Source organism: Leptothrix mechoopdaensis (SeqCode) (genome assembly GCF_053893855.1).
In genome coordinates, this window is record NZ_CM132699.1 from 1,537,226 (window position 1) to 1,555,888 (window position 18,663).

Sequence of the window (18,663 nt, forward strand, 5' to 3'; positions counted from 1 at the left end):
TTGCGAGAGCGCAGCCGACTGCGGCACGACAGCTTGCGGACCGAAGAGGGCCGCCCTCAACCCCTGCAGCCCCACACCCGAAGCCCAGCTTCAAACTGAAGGAAATCTTCATTAATGAATCTGCATCAGCCACTTCGAGTGGCTCGATCCGGGCGTGATGGCTCTGCCGCGAACTTCTAGAATTGGGTCTTTTCACCCGCATTGACTCGTCAATTCACCCGATTCAGATCATTGGTTGACGCCTGGCGTCTCAAAAATGCGATTTCCTTCACGGTAATTGGTGGCATCCACCCACAAGACGCCCGAATGGGTGTCCCGGTTTGGGGGTGGGATGAATAAGAATGGCTTAACCACGTGACATGACCGCATCTGAAGGTCATGCGCGACGAGCGACAGCCGAAGGGAATGGCCATGAAGAGGGTGCAACGAGGGGGCGCGCGCTGGCGGCGTGCGCTGGGGGTGGTGATCGCCATGGGCCTGGTGGGCACGGCGTTCTACGCCACCGCCCGGGGCGGTGGTCGCAATGCCGCTGGCCTGGATGAGCTGGGCATCGACCTGTTCGTGCCGGACACCAACGGTCTGCCGGCGAACCTGGTGTCGGGCTTCGAGTCGACCTCGTCGATCGCCGGGGACGGGTCGCTGGGCGCGACGTCGGATGGCCGGACGATCTCGTTCGGCTCGACCACGCTGGATTCGAGCGGCAACCTGGTGTTCGAGCTGAAGGGTGTCAGCGGCAGCGGAAGTTCCAAGGGTGGCCGCAACCTGATCCCCGGCATCGACGTGCCGCTGGGGCCGGACCTGTTGCCGCCGATGCTGTCGCTGAAGATGGTGCCGGTGCCGCCCACGCCGGGCATCCAGGCCTACATCCGTGACCAGCAGGCCGCCATCGTGCTGGGCAAGGCGCTGTTCTGGGATGCCCAGGTCGGCAGCGACGGCCAGGCCTGTGCCAGCTGCCACTTCGCCGCCGGTGCCGACAACCGGATGAAGAACCAGCTGAGCCCCGGCCTGAAGGGCGGCGACCATGCCTTCAGCCGCATGCCGGCGGGTGCGGGTGGCCCGAACTACCTGCTCAAGCCGGCCGACTTCCCGCTCTACCGGCTGGCCGATCCGAACGACCGCGAGTCGGCGATCCTCTACCAGACCAATGACGTGGTGTCGTCGCAAGGCACGTTCTCGGGCCTGTTCCGCAGGCTCGATGGCCGCGGTGGCGAGGACTGCGACCTGCGCTCGCCCGACGAGTTCACGGTTGGCGGCGTGCTGGCCCGCGTGGTCGAGCCGCGCAACACGCCCAGCGTGATCAACGCGGCGTTCTATGACCGCAACTTCTGGGACGGCCGCGCCAACAACACCTTCAACGGCGTCAGCCCCTTCGGCGCCCGCGACCACGATGCGCGCGTGCTCGAACTGCTGCCCAACGGCACGACCGTCTGGTCGGCCGTGCGGCTGGAGAACGCCAGCCTGGCCTCGCAGGCGGTCGGCCCGGCGCTGTCGGACTTCGAGATGTCCTGCGGTGCCAAGGCCTTCAAGATGCTCGGCCGCAAGATGCTGGCGCGCCGCCCGCTGGCCGGCCAGCAGGTGCATGCCAAGGACAGCGTGCTGTCGTCGCTGCGCGGCCCTGCTGGAGATGGTCTGAACACGACCTATGTCGAGCTGATCAAGAAGGCCTTCCAGCCGGCCTGGTGGCAGGCCAGGGGCAGCTTCGGCGGCTACACCCAGATGGAGAACAACTTCTCGCTTTACTGGGGCCTGGCCATCATGGCCTACGAGCAGACGCTGATCTCGGATGACGCGCCGTTCGACCGCTTCGTCGGCTCGCCCGGCCGTCCGGCCAAGCCCGATGCGCTGAGCCCGGAGCTGATCCGCGGCCTGCAGGTCTTCCGCGGCAAGGGCCTGTGCGTGTCCTGCCACAAGGGCGCCGAGTTCACCGGCGCGGCGACCAACCTGCAGACCAGCCTGGGCGAGTCCAACGTGGTCGAGCACATGTTCACCGGCGACCGCCAGCTGGGCGTGTACGACAGCGGCTTCTACAACATCGGCGTGCGGCCGACCTCGGAGGACCTGGGCGTCGGCGCGACCGACCCGTGGGGCATGCCGCTGTCGCTGTCGCGTGGCTGGATGCGCTGGCTCAAGGGCGACGACAACGTCGACGACACGCTCTGGATCGACCCCTGCCTGTTCGCGGTGCAGGTCGACGTGCGCGACTGCTTCATGGCGCCGGACCCGTACAACACGCGGGTCTCGGTCGACGGCGCCTTCAAGACGCCGACGCTGCGCAACGTGTCGCTGACCGGTCCGTACTTCCACAACGGCAGCCGGCTGACGCTGGAACAGGTGGTCGAGTTCTACAACCGCGGCGGTGACCGGCGCGGTCCGGACGAGGCCAACACCAGCGGCCTGGTGACGCCCGAGGTGCAGGACGGCGGTGCGACCAACCTGCACCCCGCCATCCACAACCTCAACCTGACCGCGCAGGAGCAGGCCGACCTGGTCGCCTTCCTGCGCCACGGCCTGACCGACATCCGGGTGGCGTGCGAGAGCGCGCCCTTCGACCACCCCGAACTGCGCCTGTTCAACGGCCAGATCGGCGACGAACGCAGGGTCATCGGTGCACCGGGAGGCAAGTCGCGCGACGAGACCTACCTGCTGCCCGCCACCGGCGCGGCCGGACGTGCGCTGGGCACCTGCCTGCGCAACGACGACGGCAGCCTGGTGCGTGGCACCGAGGCCCCCGTGGTCGTCAAGACGCCCGTGAAGCCGCCCGTCAAGGGCTGACCCGCACACACGAACGAACGAGAAGGACGACGCCATGAACCGTCTTGCCCAACATCCCGCCGGCCGCCGCTGGGCGGCCCTGGCTTCGGCCGCGACCGCCTTGCTGCTGGCCCTGTCCGGCCCGGCCATGGCCGCCAAGGGCCCCCCGGGCGTGTTCCCGCCCGCACCGGTGGCACCCGCCCCGGTGGTGCCGCTGCAGTTCGACATCGTCGGCTTCATCCAGGAAGCCTCGCTGGACACCAACAGCTCCATCTGCAATGCGACCCACCCGCTGCTGCGCGGCGGTCTGCTGAAGGTCAACGGGCGCGAGATCGTCGTGCCCTGCAACACCATCCTGCAGATGCCGGCCACGTCGCTGACCTGGGCCGAGCTGTTCGACCCCAGCCTGGTCGATGCCAGCGGTGGCAGCTCGAGCACGCCGGTCACCCGGCTGGCCCTGGCCGACGTCATCACCGCGCCGGCCACCGGCAGCGCCAACCCGTACAACGGCGTGCTGCCGTCGTACGAGGTGCGCGTGCAGGGCAACATCGTCAAGGGCCGCTACATCGCCGGTCTGATCTTCATCTCGCAGCAGTCGCTCAACGCCGGCTTCGGCGTCGTCAACTGCATCGACTACGTCAATGCCGAGCTGCACGTCGGCGGCGTCTCCGGCGTCTGTGCCAACTCCGACACCCGGGTGCGCATCAACGACCCGGTCGGCCGCTTCGGCAAGTCGCATGGCAAGCCCGGCAGCAATGCCGACGTGAAGGAAGTCGGCCACGACCGCCGCCTGACCGCCGACACTGACAACCCGACGGTGAAGGCCGAGACCGGCTACCCGATGTGCATCCCGCGCAAGAACCCGTTCGGGCTGGCCTCGGCCGATCCGGTCAACAACGGCTTCGACCCGCTGTGCCCGCAGTCCAACCGGCCGCATGCGCCGAACTGCACCTCGCTGCCCGACCCGTTCCCGGGCTTCGCGCAGCCGGCTACCGGCCAGTACTGCCACACCTGGACGATGGATCCTCCGGACTGCGCCAGCTGCACGACCGATCCGACCCAGCAGGCGCCGTTCGTCATCGGTGACCCGATCGACTACGCCGGCACGCTGAAGATCGACGCGACCGGCCCGTACATCTCGGCCCACACCGTGACCGCCCACCTGGGCATCTACACGACCCCGGGCACGCGGCCGTCGTATGTCGCGCTGGAAGAGCTGCTGCAGGGCACCGGTGCACTGCCGATCGCCAACCTGCCGCAGGAATCGACCTCGCGGGCCAAGATCGAGGGCATGTCCAGCGACCCGTCGATGATGGTCGACCTCTATGCCGTCGACGTCGATCCGGTGACCGGCGCAACCTCCGAGCGCCTGCTCGGCACGGCCAACCCGATGGGCCCCCCGGTGGTCGGCCGCTTCCGCTTCAAGCCCAACGCCGGTGCCTACCTGCCGGCCACCCGCGAGCTGCGGGCGGTCAGCCGCAACATGTGCGGCGACAACGCGATCCCGTGTGCGATGCCGGGCACGACGCCGCCGTTCTGGTCCAACACGGCCCAGCCGATGGAGTACGCCAATGGCCTGACCGCCGGCCAGTACCGGGCGCCGAACTTCGACTTCATCTTCCCGGAGCCCACCGTCGTTGGCGACCCGATGGTGCCGGCCAACTTCCAGGACCTGGTGTTCCTGTACTGCGGCTCCGGCCCGCTGGGCACGATGACCGCGCCGAGCAACCCGCCGATCGTCGGCCAGCTCGACCCGGCGCCGTGGGACACGCCGATGCTCGACCCGGTCTTCCGCAGCACGCTGTGCCCGACCGCCCGCCCGGTCGGCACGCCGCCGCCGCCGCCGCGCCGTGTGCTGCTCGACAGCGTCACCATCGTCACGGCCAACTACGACAACAAGGCGCTCAAGGGCAAGCTGAGCGTGGTGGCGACCGACTCGCTGCCGGCCAACACCAACGGCCTGCAGCTCTATGTCCAGGTCACCGGTCTGGCGTTCGACCCGAACACCGGCCTGGGCATCCCCGTCAACCTGTCGAGCGTGCCGCAGCCGATGTCGCTGGTCCGCAACGTGGCCGGCGCCCCGGCGATCTGCCCGACCACCGCACCGTGCTGGACCTATGACGCCACCGGCGTGATCAACAACCCGGCCGACCCCGGCTTCTTCGCCGCGCCGATCAGCATCACGGTCACCTCCAGCTTCGGTGCCCGCCAGACGATCGACTCGACCAAGATCACGATCCGCTGATCCTGCTCACGTCCCCGGCGTGCCACACGCACGCCCGGGCCAGGCCGGACGCCCCTCATCGGGGCGTCCGGCCTTTTCACGTCCGGGGCAGCCGCAATAATCCCCGCCTTGACCTCCCGCCCTTGACCTCCCGACCCGACCCGACCGACCCGGACCCGCCATGCCCGCCGACATCGCCTCGAACACCGCTGCCTCGACCCTGAGCCCTGCCGACCTGTGGGCCGACCTGCAGGCGGTGCGCGCCGGCTCGCCGCTGGTCCACAGCATCACCAACTTCGTGGTGACGAACTTCAACGCCAACGTGCTGCTCGCGCTCGGTGCGGCGCCCGTGATGGCCCATGCCCACGAGGAAGTCGCCGACATGGCCGGCATCGCGCAGGCGCTGGTGCTCAACATCGGCACGCTGGAGCCGGCCTGGATCGCGTCGATGCGGATGGCCCAGGCGCGCGCGCACCAGCGTGGCATCCCCGTCGTGCTCGACCCGGTCGGCGCGGGCGCGACGCCCTACCGCAACCACGCGCTGGCCAGCCTGATCGACACCCATGCGCCGACCATCCTGCGCGGCAACGGCTCGGAGATCATGAGCGTGGCCGGCCTGGCCGCCGCGACCCGCGGGGTCGACAGCTCGGCCTCGTCGGACGACGCGGTGACGGCGGCGCGCACCTTCGCGGCGCGCACCGGCGCGGTGGTCTGCGTCAGCGGCGAGGTCGACCATGTGATCGATGCGCGCGGGCGCTGGATCCGGCTGCGCAACGGTCATCCGTGGATGACCCGCATCACCGGCGTCGGCTGTTCGGCCACCGCGATGATCGGCGCCTTCGCGGCGGTCCAGCCCGATGCCTGGCGCGCGACCGCGTCGGCGATGGCGGTGATGGGCGTCGTCGGCGAATGGGCTGCCGAACGCGCCCAGGCCGCCGGCGGTGGCGTCGGCCGCATGCAGGTCGAACTGCTGGACGCGCTGCATCTGCTGGACGAGTCGACCTTCCTGAGCCGCCTGCGTCTGGCCGGCCCGGGCGCGGGCGAGGCGGCCTGAGGCCGGTGCGCGTGAGCCGTCCGCTGCGTGCCACGCGCTGGCAGCCGTCACATGCCCTCTGCCTCGTGACCGATGCGGCGCTGTGCGGGCCGCGTGGCGTCGAGGCGGTCGTCGCGGCGGCCGTGCGCGGCGGCGTCGGCATGGTCCAGCTGCGCGAGAAGACGCTCGACAGCCGCGACTTCCTGGCCCGTGCGCGGGCCCTGAAGGCGCTGCTGGCGGGCACCGGCGTGCCGCTGCTGATCAACGACCGGCTCGACATCGCGCTGCTGTGCGGCGCCGATGGCGTGCACGTCGGCCAGTCGGACGTGCCGGTCGACGACGTGCGCCGCTGGCTGCCCGACGCGATCGTCGGCCTGTCGATCGAGTCGCTGGCGCAGCTCGATGCCTTGCCGGCCGATGTCGACTACCTCGGCGCCAGCCCCGTCTTCGCCACGTCCACCAAGGCCGATGCGGCACCGGCGCTCGGGCTCGACGGCCTGGCCGCGTTGCGCGCCGCGACCGACCTGCCGCTGGTCGCCATCGGCGGCCTGCACGCCGGCAATGCGGCCGAGGTTCTGCGCCACGGCGCCGACGGCCTGGCTGTCGTCAGCGCGATCTGCGCGGCCGACGATCCGCAGGCCGCCGCCGCGCGGCTGCGCGCCTGCCTGATCCCCTGAACTTCCCGGGACACCCGATGAACACGAACAAGACGCCCGATGGGCAAGCCACGCCGCTGCGACGTTATGCCCGCGTGCTGAGCATCGCCGGCTCCGACAGCGGCGGCGGCGCCGGCATCCAGGCCGACCTGAAGACGATGGCCGCGCTGGGCTGCTACGGCATGACCGCGATCACCGCGATCACCGCGCAGAACACCATCGGCGTGCGCGCGATCCATGCGCTGCCGCCGGAGATCCTGGCCGCGCAGATCGACGCGGTGATCGAGGACATCGGCGTCGACGCGGTCAAGATCGGCATGCTGCACGACCCGGCCGTCGTGCGGGTGGTGGCCGACGCGATCCGCCGCCACCGCCTGACCCGCGTCGTGCTGGACCCCGTCATGGTGGCGACCAGCGGCGACCGCCTGATCGCCCAGGAGACCGTGGCGGTGCTGGTGCGCGAGCTGTTCCCACTGGTCACGCTGATCACGCCCAACCTGGACGAGGCCGAGCTGCTGCTGGGCCGCCCGATCGACGGGCTGGACGCGCTGGAGGACGCCGCCCGTGCGCTGGTCGCGCTGGGTGCACCGGCCGCGCTGCTCAAGGGCGGTCACCTGCCCGGCGAGGTGGTCGAGGACCTGCTGCTGCAGGGTGCCGACGACCGCCAGCCGCTGCGCCTGCGCAGCGCGCGCATCGCCAGCCGCAACGTCCATGGCACCGGCTGCACGCTGTCCAGCGCCATCGCCTGCCACCTGGCGCTGGGCCAGGATCTGGGGCAGGCCGTGCAAAGTGCACGCCGCTACATCCTGGCGGCCATCGCGGCCGGGGCCGACGTGTCCACCGGATCGGGCCACGGGCCGCTGAACCACGGTCACGCGCCGCTGGCCAGCGTGGTCCTGCCCGCTGTCAAGGAACCGGTCAGGACACCGTGACACGATCGCGCCCCCTGATGCCCCACGAAGCGACGAGCCCGATGACGACGATGTCCGCCAACCCCATGCGCCGCCTCGGCCTGCAGGCCGGCCTTGGCCTGGCCACCGCCTGGGCGGCCCCGACCGCAGCGGCAACGTCGACAGCGGACGCCACCGGCGCCAGCTCGGTCCACGTCGAGGACCTGACCTGGACCGAGCTGCGCGAGCGCATCGCCACCGGCTCGACCACGCTGCTGATCCCCGTTGGCGGGATCGAGCAGAGCGGCCCGCACCTGGCGCTGGGCAAGCACAACACGCGCGTCCGCGCACTCGCCGGCCAGATCGCCCAGGCGCTCGGCCGCACGCTGGTCGCGCCGGTGCTGGCCCATGTGCCCGAAGGCGCCATCGAGCCGCCGACCCAGCACATGCGCTACCCCGGCACGCTGTCGATCCCGGCGCCGGTGTTCGAGGCGGTGCTGGAGGCGACGGTGCGCAGCTACGCCCGCCACGGCCTGCGCCACCTCGTCCTGCTGGGCGACCACGGCGGCTACCAGTCCAACCTGCAGGCCGTCGCGGCGCGCCTGTCGAAGGCGGGGCCGCACGGCCTGTCCGGCGCCCGCGTGATCGCGCTGACCGAGTACTACCGCGCCACCCAGACCGCCTACGTCGAGGCCTTGAAGGCCCGCGGCCACCGCCCGGCCGAGATCGGCGAACACGCCGGCCTGGCCGACACCGCCTTGTCGCTGGCGCTCGATCCGGCCTCGGTCCGACAGGGGCGCCTGGCCCAGGTCCGGCCCGATGCCGACGGCGTCACCGGCGACCCGCGCGGCGCCACCGCCGAGCTGGGGCGGCTGGGCGTGCAGGCCGTGCTCGACGCCTCGTTGACCGCCTTGCGCCGCCAGCTGGCCGGCGCCTGAGATCCGCAGACAGAACCCCCATCCCGAACCCACCTTGCCGCTGTCCATGAACGACCGAAAGCTCCCGAACCTGTCCCGTCCGACTCCGCTGATCCTCTCCGCGCTGGCGCTGGCCGCCCTGCTGGCCGGCTGCGGCCCCTCATCCGGCTCGGGTGACACGCCGATCACCTCGGCCTCCGCCGCGGATGTGGCGGCGTCCGGTGCCACGGCAGCGGCAAGCGCCCCGGCGGCCCCTGCCGTCGACTACCTGCCCGGCGTGCCGGCCTTGCCCGATGCGCGCAACCTCTACGCCGGCACCAGCGCCGAGCGCCTCGATCCGGCGCTGAAGGACCTGCCCGCGCGCATCTACGTGCCCAACCTGCGTGGCAACGACGTCAGCGTGATCGATCCGGAGACGATGAAGGTGGTGGACCGATACCGCGTCGGCCTGTCGCCGCAGCACGTCGTGCCGTCCTGGGACCTGCGCACGCTCTGGGTCGCCAACAACGCCGAACGCACCAATGCCGGCAGCCTGACGCCGGTCGATCCGGCCACCGGCAAGCCGGGCAAGGCGATTGCGGTCGACGATCCGTACAACCTGTATTTTTCGCCCGACGGCCGCTCGGCCATCGTCGTGGCCGAGGCGCGTCGCCGGCTCGATTTCCGCGATCCGAAGACGATGGCGGTGCAGTACGCGATCGACACGCCGGACTGCGGCGGCATCAACCACGCCGACTTCTCGATCGACGGCCGCACGGCCTGGTTCACCTGCGAGTTCAACGGCAGCATCGCCCGCATCGACCTGGTCGAACGCAAGGTGACGGCCATGCTCAAGCTGAAGATGCCCGAGCTGCGCTACAAGGAAGGCGCCGCCTTCAAGGACGCACCGCCCGACGACATCTGCACCAGCACGCGCAGCATGCCGCAGGACATCCGCCTGTCGCCCGACGGCTCGACGCTCTACGTCGCCGACATGGACGCCGACGGCGTGCACGTGGTGGACGTCGCGACCTTCCAGGAAACGGGCTTCATCTCGACCGGCATCGGCGCCCACGGGCTCTACCCGAGCCGCGACGGCAAGCAGCTCTACGTCGCCAACCGCGGCACCCACAAGATCCACGGCCCGCGCAAGGGCCCGGGCAGCGTCGCGGTGATCGACTTCGCGCAGGGCGCGGTGGTAAAGCGCTGGCCGATCCCCGGCGGCGGCAGCCCCGACATGGGCAACGTCAGCGCCGACGGCCGCTGGCTGTGGCTGGCCGGGCGCTACGACGACGAGGTCTACCGCATCGACACCGGCAATGGCGAGGTCGCCAAGGTCAAGGTCGGGCTGGAACCGCACGGCCTGACCGTGTGGCCCCAGCCGGGCCGTTATTCACTCGGCCACACCGGCAACCTGCGCTGATCCGGAGCCCGAACGCTGCTGCAGCAGTCGCAGCAGCGTGCCCAGCAGCAGCGTCACCAGCAGGCTCGGGATCGCCTGGCCCAGGTCGGGCACGACCTGCGGCGCCAGGTGGAAGGTGGCGATGCCCAGCACCCAGACCAGCGCCGGGCCCCAGGCAATCGCCGCCTGATGACCCGGCGAGCGGCCGGCCAGCTGCGAGATCACGACGCCGAACAGCGGCACGAAGATCGAGCTGAGCATCAGCAGGAAGGGCTCCAGGCTGTGCATCGGCAGCACCAGCGCGGCGGCGGTCGACGCCGCCGCCATCACCATGCCCCAGCCGGCCAGGCCGTGGCGCGGTGACAGGAAGTTCAGCGACACCGAGCCCGAATGGACGTCGCCGTAGGCGTTGTCCATCTCGTCGACGAGGATCAGGCCCAGCGCGATCAGGCCGCCTTGCGCCAGCAGCAGCGTGCTGACCAGGTCAACGCCCGGCTGCGACACGCTCACCACCAGCACGCCCAGCGCATAACACCAGGTGTTGGCCAGCGCATAGCCCAGCCAGGTGCCGCGGCGGGTGCCGCTGGCGCTGGTGCCGTGGCGGGCGTAGTCGGCCACCAGCGGCAGCCAGGACACCGGCATCGCCATGACCAGGTCGACGGCGGCGATGGTGCTCATCTCGCCGGTGCCGGCGCGGTTCCAGAAGGCCGCGAAGCCCTGTGCCTGCGCCATGCCGACGAACTGCCAGGTCAGCCACAGCAGCGAGGCGATCACCAGCGGCAGGCCGTAGCGGCCGATGAAGCGGCGCACCAGTGTCAGCATCGAGCCGCGCGCCAGCAGCAGCAGCACGCCGCCCCACAGCAGCGTGGCCGCGTAGGGCACCCAGCCCGCGTCCAGGCCGGTGACCTGCCGGACGATGGCGGCGCTGCCGTCGCGCATGACGACCAGCTCGAAGGCGGTCCAGCCCAGCAGCTGCACGATGTTCAGGACCACCGGCAGGCGCGCGAAGTGGCGGCCCAGCGTGATCGACATCAGCCCGGCGCTGGACAGCCCGCGCTCGCAGGCGATCTGCGCCGTCCAGGCCAGCAGGCCGGCCCCGGCGATGCTGCCCACCACGATGGCCAGCAAGGCCGCCTGCGTGCCCATCGCGGGCACCAGGTAGGCGCCGACCTGCATGACGAGCAGGCCCACGCCGAGGCTGAACCAGAGCGCCGCGTGGTCGCGCAGCCCGAAGACACGCGGCAAGGCTGCGGCGGGCGAGGGAGAGAGAGAGGAGTCGTGTGGTGTGTCGGCCATCGTGGTCACCCGTGAGCGAGTGTTGGTTGAGCGATGGCAGGTCAGCGGCAACAGGGCCGGCCGAGCCGCGAGGGCAGGGCGTGTCGACCCTGTTCCATGCTTCCCTGCGCGAGGATTACCTCAATCAGGTTCAAAGGGACTTTCTCAGTCGCCACCGGTCCGCAGGGGACCGGGAGCAACACCCCCAGCAAAGAACGAGGGCGCGACTTTAGCGCACGCCGATCGACAAAAAAAAACCGCCTGGCGGTGAGGCCAGGCGGCAATTCGCGGGGTCACGCAGCACCGGCCCTCACGGAGGCCGGTGGTGCGGTCGATCGTCAGTTCTTCAGGACGCTGGCACCGGCACCCAGCGGGCCGACCAGGGCGTTGCCTGCGGCGTTGTTCACGCCAGCGCCACCCACGGCACGCACGAAGTAGCGGTAACGGGTACCAGCTGCGGCCGTGGTGTCGCGGAAGGTCAGCGTCGCGCGGCCGTCGACGGTGCCGGCGGTGTTCACCGCCGTCCCGTTCAGCTTGGCGGCGGTCTGACCCGCAGCGCAAGCCGTGCCGGCGGCATTGGCAATGCATCGCTGCACTTCGTAGCCACCGACCGACAGCGTGCTGGCACCACCACCCAGGGACCAGGTCACCGTCACGCCCGAGGCGTTGTTCAGCGAGAAGGTCGGCGCATTCGGCGTCGGCAGCGCGTTGGTGAACGTGTAGACCGTGGCAGCCGGACCGACGGTGGCGCCGTTGAGCGGCGTCACCACGTAGCGGTAGGTCCGGTTGGCCGTCAGCGCGTTCGCTTCACGGAAGCCCGTGGAGTTGGCTGCTTGCGCCAGGTTGGTGGCCGCAGCGAACGTGACCGTGCCATCGGCAGCGACCGTCGCCAGCGAGCGGGCGGCGCGATAGCCGGACTCGTTGATCGAGTTGTCGGTCCATGCCAGCGTCGGGCTGCCGTTGATGGTGGCCGTCAGGTTGGTCACGGCCTTCAGCTCGATCACGGCGACCGTGTTCGGGTTGGCGCCGGCAGCCGGGGAGACGTTGCTCGAGACCGTGGTGGCCCAGTTGCGGACGTCCACGCGGTAGCGGTAGTTGCCGCCCGGCACGTTGGTGTCCTGCACCGACATCGGGTTGGCGGTGCTTGCCACATTGGTCGGCGTGATCACGCCGCCGATGGCGACCGGCGTACCGGCCGTGCCATTCACCACCGGGATGCGGTAGAGCTGGAAGCCGGTCTCGTTCGACGAACGATCGTTCCAGTTCACGGTGACCGTGTTGCCGGAGACCGTGATGCCGGTGATCGCCGACGAGGTCGGGGCGCCCACCGAGGTCTGCGTCGTGGTGGTGGTCGCCACGCTGCTGTCGGTGATGCCGTTGATGTTGCGCAGGGCGACGACCTGGTAGGTGTAGGCCGTGCTGGCCGCGCCCGCGCCGTCGGTGTAGGACGTCTGCGTGGCCGGAACCGTGGCCAGCAGCGCGTAGGCACCCGTGCCGATGCGCTTGTAGACCTGGTAGCTCGTGGCTTCCGCGACCGCAGCCCAGCCGATGTCCAGCTGACGCTGGACGGAGGTGCTGAAGACGAAGTTGGCCGAGGCAGGCTGCGCCGGCAGCGCGATCGTGCTGGCCACGATCGTGGTCGAACTGGCCGAACCCACGGAGTTGAACGAATCCACCTGCAGCGTGTACGAGGTGGAGGTCGCCAGACCGGAGATGGTCAGCTGGGCCACGCCCGGGCCGGTCTGGCCGCGCAGCGTGCGCACGCCGGCGCCGTCGACGGTGTAGACCTTGAAGCCCGACTCGTTGTCCGAGTTGTCCGTCCAGTGCAGCGTCAGCGTGTTGGCCGTGGCGAAGTCGAACGTCGGGTTCAGCGGCGCCGCCGGCGGGACCGAGGTGATCACGCGAACGGTCGTCGAGGCGGTGCCGCCGTTGGCGGAGTCCACGTTCACGACGGCCGGAGGCGCGACGGTGGTCAGGCGGAAGGTCGACGTGGCGGGATCGATGTTGCCGAGGCCGCGGACCGCGAGGACCGGGTTGCCCACCTTGTCACCCGAGGCGGCCTGGACCGTCAGGATGTGGGTGTTCGGGTCGTAGTCGGCCGAGGCGATGTCGACGAAGTCCACCAGACGGATGTGCTCGGCGGTCGGGTCGAACTGGCGAACACCGGCCGCCAGGGATGCGTCGTCGGCGGTGATCGTCACGACCGGCGGCAGCGCGGCCACGCCGACGGCACGCGAGTTCACGCCTTCGGCGGCGGTCGCGCCGTCGGGCGTCAGGTTGCTGTGTGCCAGCGTCGTGACGGCGGTGATGCCGGCGACGGTGCCGGGCACGGTCGGGCCGTTCTGGACCGTGACGGTCGCGGGCGTCGTCGAGCTTGCGAAGGCCTCGACTTGACCGGACGCTGCCGTGCGGCTGTAGGTCAGGCGGCGGTTGTTCAGCGGCGTCTGGACGCGGCCGTCGTAGACGCGGCCCTGGATCGCGAACAGGTCGGTCGACAGGACGGTCTGGCCGCCGCCGAAGTCGATCGGCGCGCCACCAGCGGTCACGCCCGACAGCGTCACCGTGGCAAAGCCGTCGGCGTTGGCGTGGCAAGGAGCGCCGGTCGCCAGGTCGGGTGCCGCCAGCGCGCCACCATCACCCAGGAAACCGGTCGCGGGGATGAACACCGACTTCATGAACGGGCCGACGTTGCCGGTCGTGATCTGGCCGGCGTTCAGGCCGCGGTCGTAGGTCGTGAAGATGTCGCGGTTGCCGGTGGCGCCGACGACCTCGAACTCTTCCGTGCCGTACGGGTGCTTCAGCGTGTAGATGCCGTCGGCCGGCGCGTCGAACACGTAACGCAGGCGCAGGAAGGGGAACTGCGAGCCGTTGATCGGCTCACCGTTCGGGCCGGCCTGCAGGAAGGCGGTCTCGGCCGCCATCACGAGGCGGAAGACGGCCTTGCCGGTGTTGTCCGCCAGCAGCGCGTCAGCGCCCCAATAGAAGGCCTCGCCGCCCGAACCGATCTGGATCGAGAACGGGTCGGTGTCGACGATCGGGTCGAAGAAGCACCAGTTGGCGTCCAGGCAACGCTGGACCGACAGGCCGGTCGAATCGGTCACGTACTCGGGGAAACCGTCGACCGGGTTCAGCGGGCCCGCCGTGACGGGGCTGGCCATGTTGGCCGACTTGGAGGTGCCGACTAGGTCGCAGGAGCCGACCTGGGCGGTGGCGGCGGCGGCATACAGCTCAAGGGCCGAGGCCACCAGGGTGACGATGAGTTTGCGCTTCATGATGTTGTGGCTCCGGATCACTGGTTGACGATGGTCACGGGCTTGCTGGCGCTGCCGCCGAACGAGGACCGCACGGTGATCACACCGGGCACGGCCGCGTTGAGCGTCGTCGCGCTGCCGTTGACCAGCGGCGTGCCGTCATTGGCGAGCTTCAGCGCCGGGGCACCGGCGGTGCTGCTGCCGTCGTCGCTGGACGAAGCGTTGACCTGGAGCTGGCAGAGGTTGGTGGAGGCCGTGCAGGTGGCGACGGCGCTGGTGATCGTCACCAGGTCCGTCAGGGTGGCCGTCTGGGTGTTGTCGGTGGAGGGCTGGCCCGGATCGGTGGCGGTCACGGTCACGCTGGTCGGCAGCGTCGCGCCGAAGAAGGGCACGCTGGCGTAGAAGCGGGCACCGTCGCGCACCATCGGGGCGGTCGAGCCACCGATGTTGACGATCATCGAGGCCGCAGCGGTTGAGCTGGCGCTGCCGTCGACCATCACGCTGACCGTCGTGCCGCCTTGCTTGCGGGTGTAGTAGGCGGCACCGATCGACATCGGCACGGCGGCGGCGGGCGCCAGGGTGCCCATCACGGTGAAGGTGGTGTTGTTGACCACGTTCGAGCCACCGTTGATGTCCAGCGGCGTGATGTCGTCCATCTGGAAGGCCGTGATGCGCACGCTGTTCTGGCCGCACGGGCTGCCCGTGACGTTGGTCAGCGTCAGGCCGTCACCGATGTAGCCCTGGGCCTTGCCGAAGCCGGGGATTTCCGGCGTGGCGAGCAGGAAGGGCGTCACCAGGCCAGGGTTGGAACCCGGCCCGAAGGTGATGTCGATCGGCTCGCTGATTTCCGAGCGGTTCTGGCCGTTGCCCGGGGGCAGGATGGCGCTGGCCGGCACCGGGTAGCGGGTCTTGCCCCACGGCGTCTCGACGTAATAGATGCCGGGCTTGGCGACGTTGACCCGGGTGCGCAGGCGCGAGAACTGGGTCTCGAAGCCAGGGGCGGGCGGGTCGCTCAGGAAGGCCGATTCGATGCCCTGCACGATCACGACGTCCAGCGCCAGGGCGCCGGTGCCGTCGTTGGTCGTGAAGACGCTGTCGGCCAGGAAGTAGAACGCCTCGCCGCCGCGGTTCAGCGACTGGGTGTAGGCGTTGGCCGGGTTGACCGGGTCATAGAAGCAAGGCGGCGGGTTGCCGTCGTTGGTGACGCTGGTCGTGCACAGCTTCAGGCCGACGCCGTTGGAGTCCACCACCCATTCCGAGAACGGGCCGCCCCAGGAGCCGGTGGCCGGCTTGACGGCGATCGGGCCGGCCGTGAACGGCGTGGCCTGGTTGAACTGGCAGGCCAGGCTCCACTGGCTGACCAGCGCGCTGGCGGCAAGGACGGCTGCCTGGGCCAGGGTGTGACGCTTCATGATTTTCATCTTCTTCCCCCGTGAGGGTTGGTTAGCGGTTGAGTGCCCGGCCGCGAAACCGGGCACCTCTCTCTCCTGTCGAACTGCTGCCGGAACCTGCGCCCTGCTCCCTCTGAAGGGCGACCGGGACACCCTGGATGGGGTGTCGGACGGCACAGCACGGGTCTGACATCGACCGTAGATTCGCAAGACTTAAGCCATCCTTCCTGAACAGAACACAACAAAACATTGAGATGCAACTGTGTGAAGAATTGCTCGTGGTGAACGTGTTGCCCCAGGTTGACTCGGTTGGGTGTCCCAGACAGCAATCGACGGAAGAGTGGGAAAGAGACCCGTCTATTTGGGCATTTGATCCACGTGTGGTGGTGGAGATGCCCCATGTTGGGCTTAGGACTGACCCTCAAATGGGTGGTCGCTTCATCACTTTTGCGCCTCGTTGATACAGGTCAGTTTCAGTATCAGCAGATCAAGGCCGGCTGACCCGAACGGGCGTTAAGAGGCGCTAATGTGCCTCACGGACCCTTCCTGAGCCTTGCTGAGGCCCGGTCCGGCCTGTCCTGCGTGCCATAATTTTTTGACGCGCCGCAGCGTGCGCAGGCCTAGCCAACTGCCCGTAGCTCAACTGGATAGAGCAGCTGCCTTCTAAGCAGCAGGTCGGGGGTTCGAGTCCCTCCGGGCAGGCCAAGAAGCCACGCAGCCGGGTGCGATCGCCGGATCCGGCGGCCCGGCACGGGCGAATCAGGCTGGATCGACAGCCCCATCCACAACGACCCGGACAGACAAGCGCCGCTCGGCCGCTGGCCGACGTGCGGCCACGGGTGATGCCCCGCGAGGTGGTGTAAGTTTTTAGGCGAGGCGGCCCGTAGAGGGTGGCCATCGTGGACCCGGATAAGGTTGAGGTGCGACCCACCAACCTTTGTCCAAAGGAAATCACGATGACCACCTCCACTATGGCATTGGCCGAACTGGCCGAGAAGGGAGCCGATGTTGATGTGCTGCGCCAGATGGTGCAGTTCATGGCCCAGCGGCTCATGGAGATCGATGTCGAGGGGCGCTGCGGCGCCGGCTACGACGAGAAGAGCGCCGAGCGCATCAACAGCCGCAACGGCTTTCGCGATCGCACCTGGGAGACACGCGCGGGCAGCGTCGAGCTCAAGATCCCCAAGCTGCGCCAGGGCAGCTACTTCCCCGAGTTCCTGGAACCCCGCAGGACCGCAGAGAAGGCACTGACGGCGGTGATCCAGGAGGCCTACATCAAGGGCATCTCCACGCGCTCGGTGGACGACCTGGTCAAGGCCATGGGCATGAGCGGCGTCTCCAAGAGCCAAGTGTCGCGGCTGTGCGCCGAGCTCGATGAGCGTGTCGGCGCGTTCTTGAACCGGCAGATCGAGGGCGACTGGCCGTACCTGTGGATCGACGCGACCTATGTCAAGACGCGCGAGGCCGGGCGCATCGTGAGCGTGGCGGTCATAGTGGCCGTGGGCGTCAACACCGAGGGTCAGCGCGAAGTGCTTGGCATCAAGGTTGGGGCCAGCGAGGCAGAGCCGTTCTGGACCGAGTTCTTGCGCAGCCTGAACCGACGCGGACTGCGGGGCGTCAAGCTCGTCATCAGCGACAGCCACGAAGGCATCAAGGCGGCCGCGGCAAAGACGCTCAAGGCCACTTGGCAGCGATGCCGCGTGCACTTCATGCGCAACGTCCTGGCCTATGCCAACAAGACGCAGCGGCGTATGGTGAGCGCGGCCATCGGCACGGTGTTCGTGCAGGAGACGGCCGAGGCGGCAAGGATGCAATGGCGCAGCGTGGCCGACCAGTTCCGCGAGAAGCTGCCCAAGCTCAGCGCCATGATGGACGAGGCCGAGAACGACGTGCTGGCCTTCATGGGTTTCCCCAGGGCGCATTGGCCAGCAGATCTACAGCACCAACCCGCTGGAGAGGCTCAACGCGGAGATCAAGCGCAGGACCAACGTCGTGGGCATCTTCCCCAATGACAACGCCATCACTCGACTGGTCGGGGCCATGATGCTCGAGCAGAACGACGAGTGGAGCCTGACCCGGCGCTACATGCAGCTCGAAGGCCTGCAGGCCCTCAGTGATACTGTCCCGACTCGGCTGTCTGCAGTGGCACGCTGAGTAACCCCGCGCATCTCAGCCTGTCCGGGCTGTGGACTTACACCACGCGCTGGGACATCACCCGGCCACGGCCCAGCGACCCGGCATGTCCGGGTTCACGTCGACGGGCTTTGAATATCTCGCAGGCTGTTGTGCGGGAAGCGGAAACTGGCGAGGCCAGCCGTCCCGGGGCGATGCGTGGCGGCGGCTTGGCAGCCGGCCTGCCTAATCTCGGGGGCCGATCCGGCGGCCGAGTTCCTTGTCGATGTCATTCATCGCGGCGAATTTCGCTTCCTTGAGCGCGAGTATCTCCACGGTGGCGTCGGCGCCCTTCATCTGGACCGGCGGACGATCGTTGATGCTGTAGGCCCAGCGGAAGCGCTTCGGCTCGACGGTGATGGTCCAGCACTCGATCTTCATTCCGGCGTAGGTCTCGACGATCTTCATGGGTCTTCTTGCTTGTTCTTGGAGGACACGCCTACCGATTCCAGAATTGTCGGCCGGGCTTGTCGCTCGATAAATGAACGAGTCGAAAATCAGATTAACCTGAGACAAATCGGGATTCAGGCTGATCTCCCAGTCTCGGTCCTGATGGAAGGGCGCGCAATATATATGGCGACATCATTTGCAGGCCAGATATTGCGTGGTAATCGATTTCGGGAAAAACATGTTGGCCGGAATCGATGACAAGACGTCGCTGTCTTGAGTTTTCCCGGGCACCCACGGCAGAAGGTCCGGGGGGCGCCATGACAGTCGGTGGA

The 18,663-nt window shown here is 68.9% G+C and carries 11 protein-coding genes, 1 tRNA gene, 1 pseudogene and 1 riboswitch; of the genes and pseudogenes, 9 read left to right on the forward strand and 4 right to left on the reverse strand.

Annotation, left to right across the window (positions count from 1 at the left end; genetic code table 11):
- Positions 1-411 precede the first annotated feature (411 nt).
- The 7 genes from ACWA7K_RS06800 to ACWA7K_RS06830 all read left to right on the forward strand — a co-directional run bounded on the left by ACWA7K_RS06800 (position 412) and on the right by ACWA7K_RS06830 (position 9,873).
- The gene (locus tag ACWA7K_RS06800) at positions 412-2,772 is read left to right on the forward strand and encodes a cytochrome-c peroxidase (RefSeq protein ID WP_456166920.1); all 2,361 of its coding nucleotides are present in this window, start codon (positions 412-414) and stop codon (positions 2,770-2,772) included.
- Between the two features lie 34 nt (positions 2,773-2,806).
- Positions 2,807-4,996, forward strand: a complete 2,190-nt coding sequence (locus ACWA7K_RS06805) for a hypothetical protein (protein ID WP_456166922.1) — start codon at positions 2,807-2,809, stop codon at positions 4,994-4,996.
- 160 nt (positions 4,997-5,156) lie between these two features.
- The gene (gene thiM / locus ACWA7K_RS06810; RefSeq protein WP_456166924.1) at positions 5,157-6,029 is read left to right on the forward strand and encodes a hydroxyethylthiazole kinase; all 873 of its coding nucleotides are present in this window, start codon (positions 5,157-5,159) and stop codon (positions 6,027-6,029) included.
- Positions 6,030-6,040: 11 nt separating this feature from the next.
- Positions 6,041-6,685, forward strand: coding sequence for a thiamine phosphate synthase (gene thiE, locus ACWA7K_RS06815; RefSeq protein WP_456166926.1), 645 nt, complete (start codon positions 6,041-6,043; stop codon positions 6,683-6,685).
- Between the two features lie 17 nt (positions 6,686-6,702).
- Entirely contained in the window at positions 6,703-7,596 is an 894-nt protein-coding gene (thiD, locus tag ACWA7K_RS06820) for a bifunctional hydroxymethylpyrimidine kinase/phosphomethylpyrimidine kinase (protein WP_456166928.1), read from the forward strand.
- A 50-nt stretch (positions 7,597-7,646) separates the two neighbouring features.
- Entirely contained in the window at positions 7,647-8,492 is an 846-nt protein-coding gene (locus ACWA7K_RS06825) for a creatininase family protein (RefSeq protein WP_456166930.1), read from the forward strand.
- A gap of 46 nt (positions 8,493-8,538) precedes the next feature.
- Positions 8,539-9,873 (forward strand): YncE family protein, encoded by a 1,335-nt coding sequence (locus tag ACWA7K_RS06830; RefSeq protein WP_456166932.1) that lies wholly within the window; start codon positions 8,539-8,541, stop codon positions 9,871-9,873.
- On the opposite strand, the gene ACWA7K_RS06835 is transcribed toward ACWA7K_RS06830, so the two are convergent.
- The 3 genes from ACWA7K_RS06835 to ACWA7K_RS06845 all read right to left on the reverse strand — a co-directional run bounded on the left by ACWA7K_RS06835 (position 9,844) and on the right by ACWA7K_RS06845 (position 15,790).
- Positions 9,844-11,148 (reverse strand): purine-cytosine permease family protein, encoded by a 1,305-nt coding sequence (locus ACWA7K_RS06835; protein ID WP_456166934.1) that lies wholly within the window; start codon positions 11,146-11,148, stop codon positions 9,844-9,846. The two genes, ACWA7K_RS06830 and ACWA7K_RS06835, sit on opposite strands and share 30 nt — an antisense overlap.
- A gap of 84 nt (positions 11,149-11,232) precedes the next feature.
- Positions 11,233-11,344: riboswitch (TPP riboswitch) on the reverse strand.
- Positions 11,345-11,465: 121 nt separating this feature from the next.
- A complete protein-coding gene (locus ACWA7K_RS06840; RefSeq protein WP_456210408.1) occupies positions 11,466-14,399 on the reverse strand; it encodes a fibronectin type III domain-containing protein in 2,934 nt (977 codons plus the stop codon).
- Positions 14,400-14,416: 17 nt separating this feature from the next.
- Positions 14,417-15,790: a hypothetical protein gene (locus ACWA7K_RS06845; RefSeq protein ID WP_456166938.1), complete on the reverse strand. Its 1,374-nt coding sequence runs from the start codon at positions 15,788-15,790 to the stop codon at positions 14,417-14,419.
- A 607-nt stretch (positions 15,791-16,397) separates the two neighbouring features.
- On the opposite strand from ACWA7K_RS06845, the gene ACWA7K_RS06850 reads away from it, so the two are divergent.
- Both ACWA7K_RS06850 and ACWA7K_RS06855 read left to right on the forward strand, forming a co-directional pair.
- Positions 16,398-16,474, forward strand: a tRNA-Arg gene (locus tag ACWA7K_RS06850).
- A gap of 251 nt (positions 16,475-16,725) precedes the next feature.
- A pseudogene (locus ACWA7K_RS06855) lies at positions 16,726-17,923 on the forward strand (IS256 family transposase).
- A 204-nt stretch (positions 17,924-18,127) separates the two neighbouring features.
- Here the strand turns inward: ACWA7K_RS06855 and ACWA7K_RS06860 are convergent.
- A complete protein-coding gene (locus ACWA7K_RS06860; RefSeq protein ID WP_456166940.1) occupies positions 18,128-18,349 on the reverse strand; it encodes a hypothetical protein in 222 nt (73 codons plus the stop codon).
- Positions 18,350-18,663 lie beyond the last annotated feature (314 nt).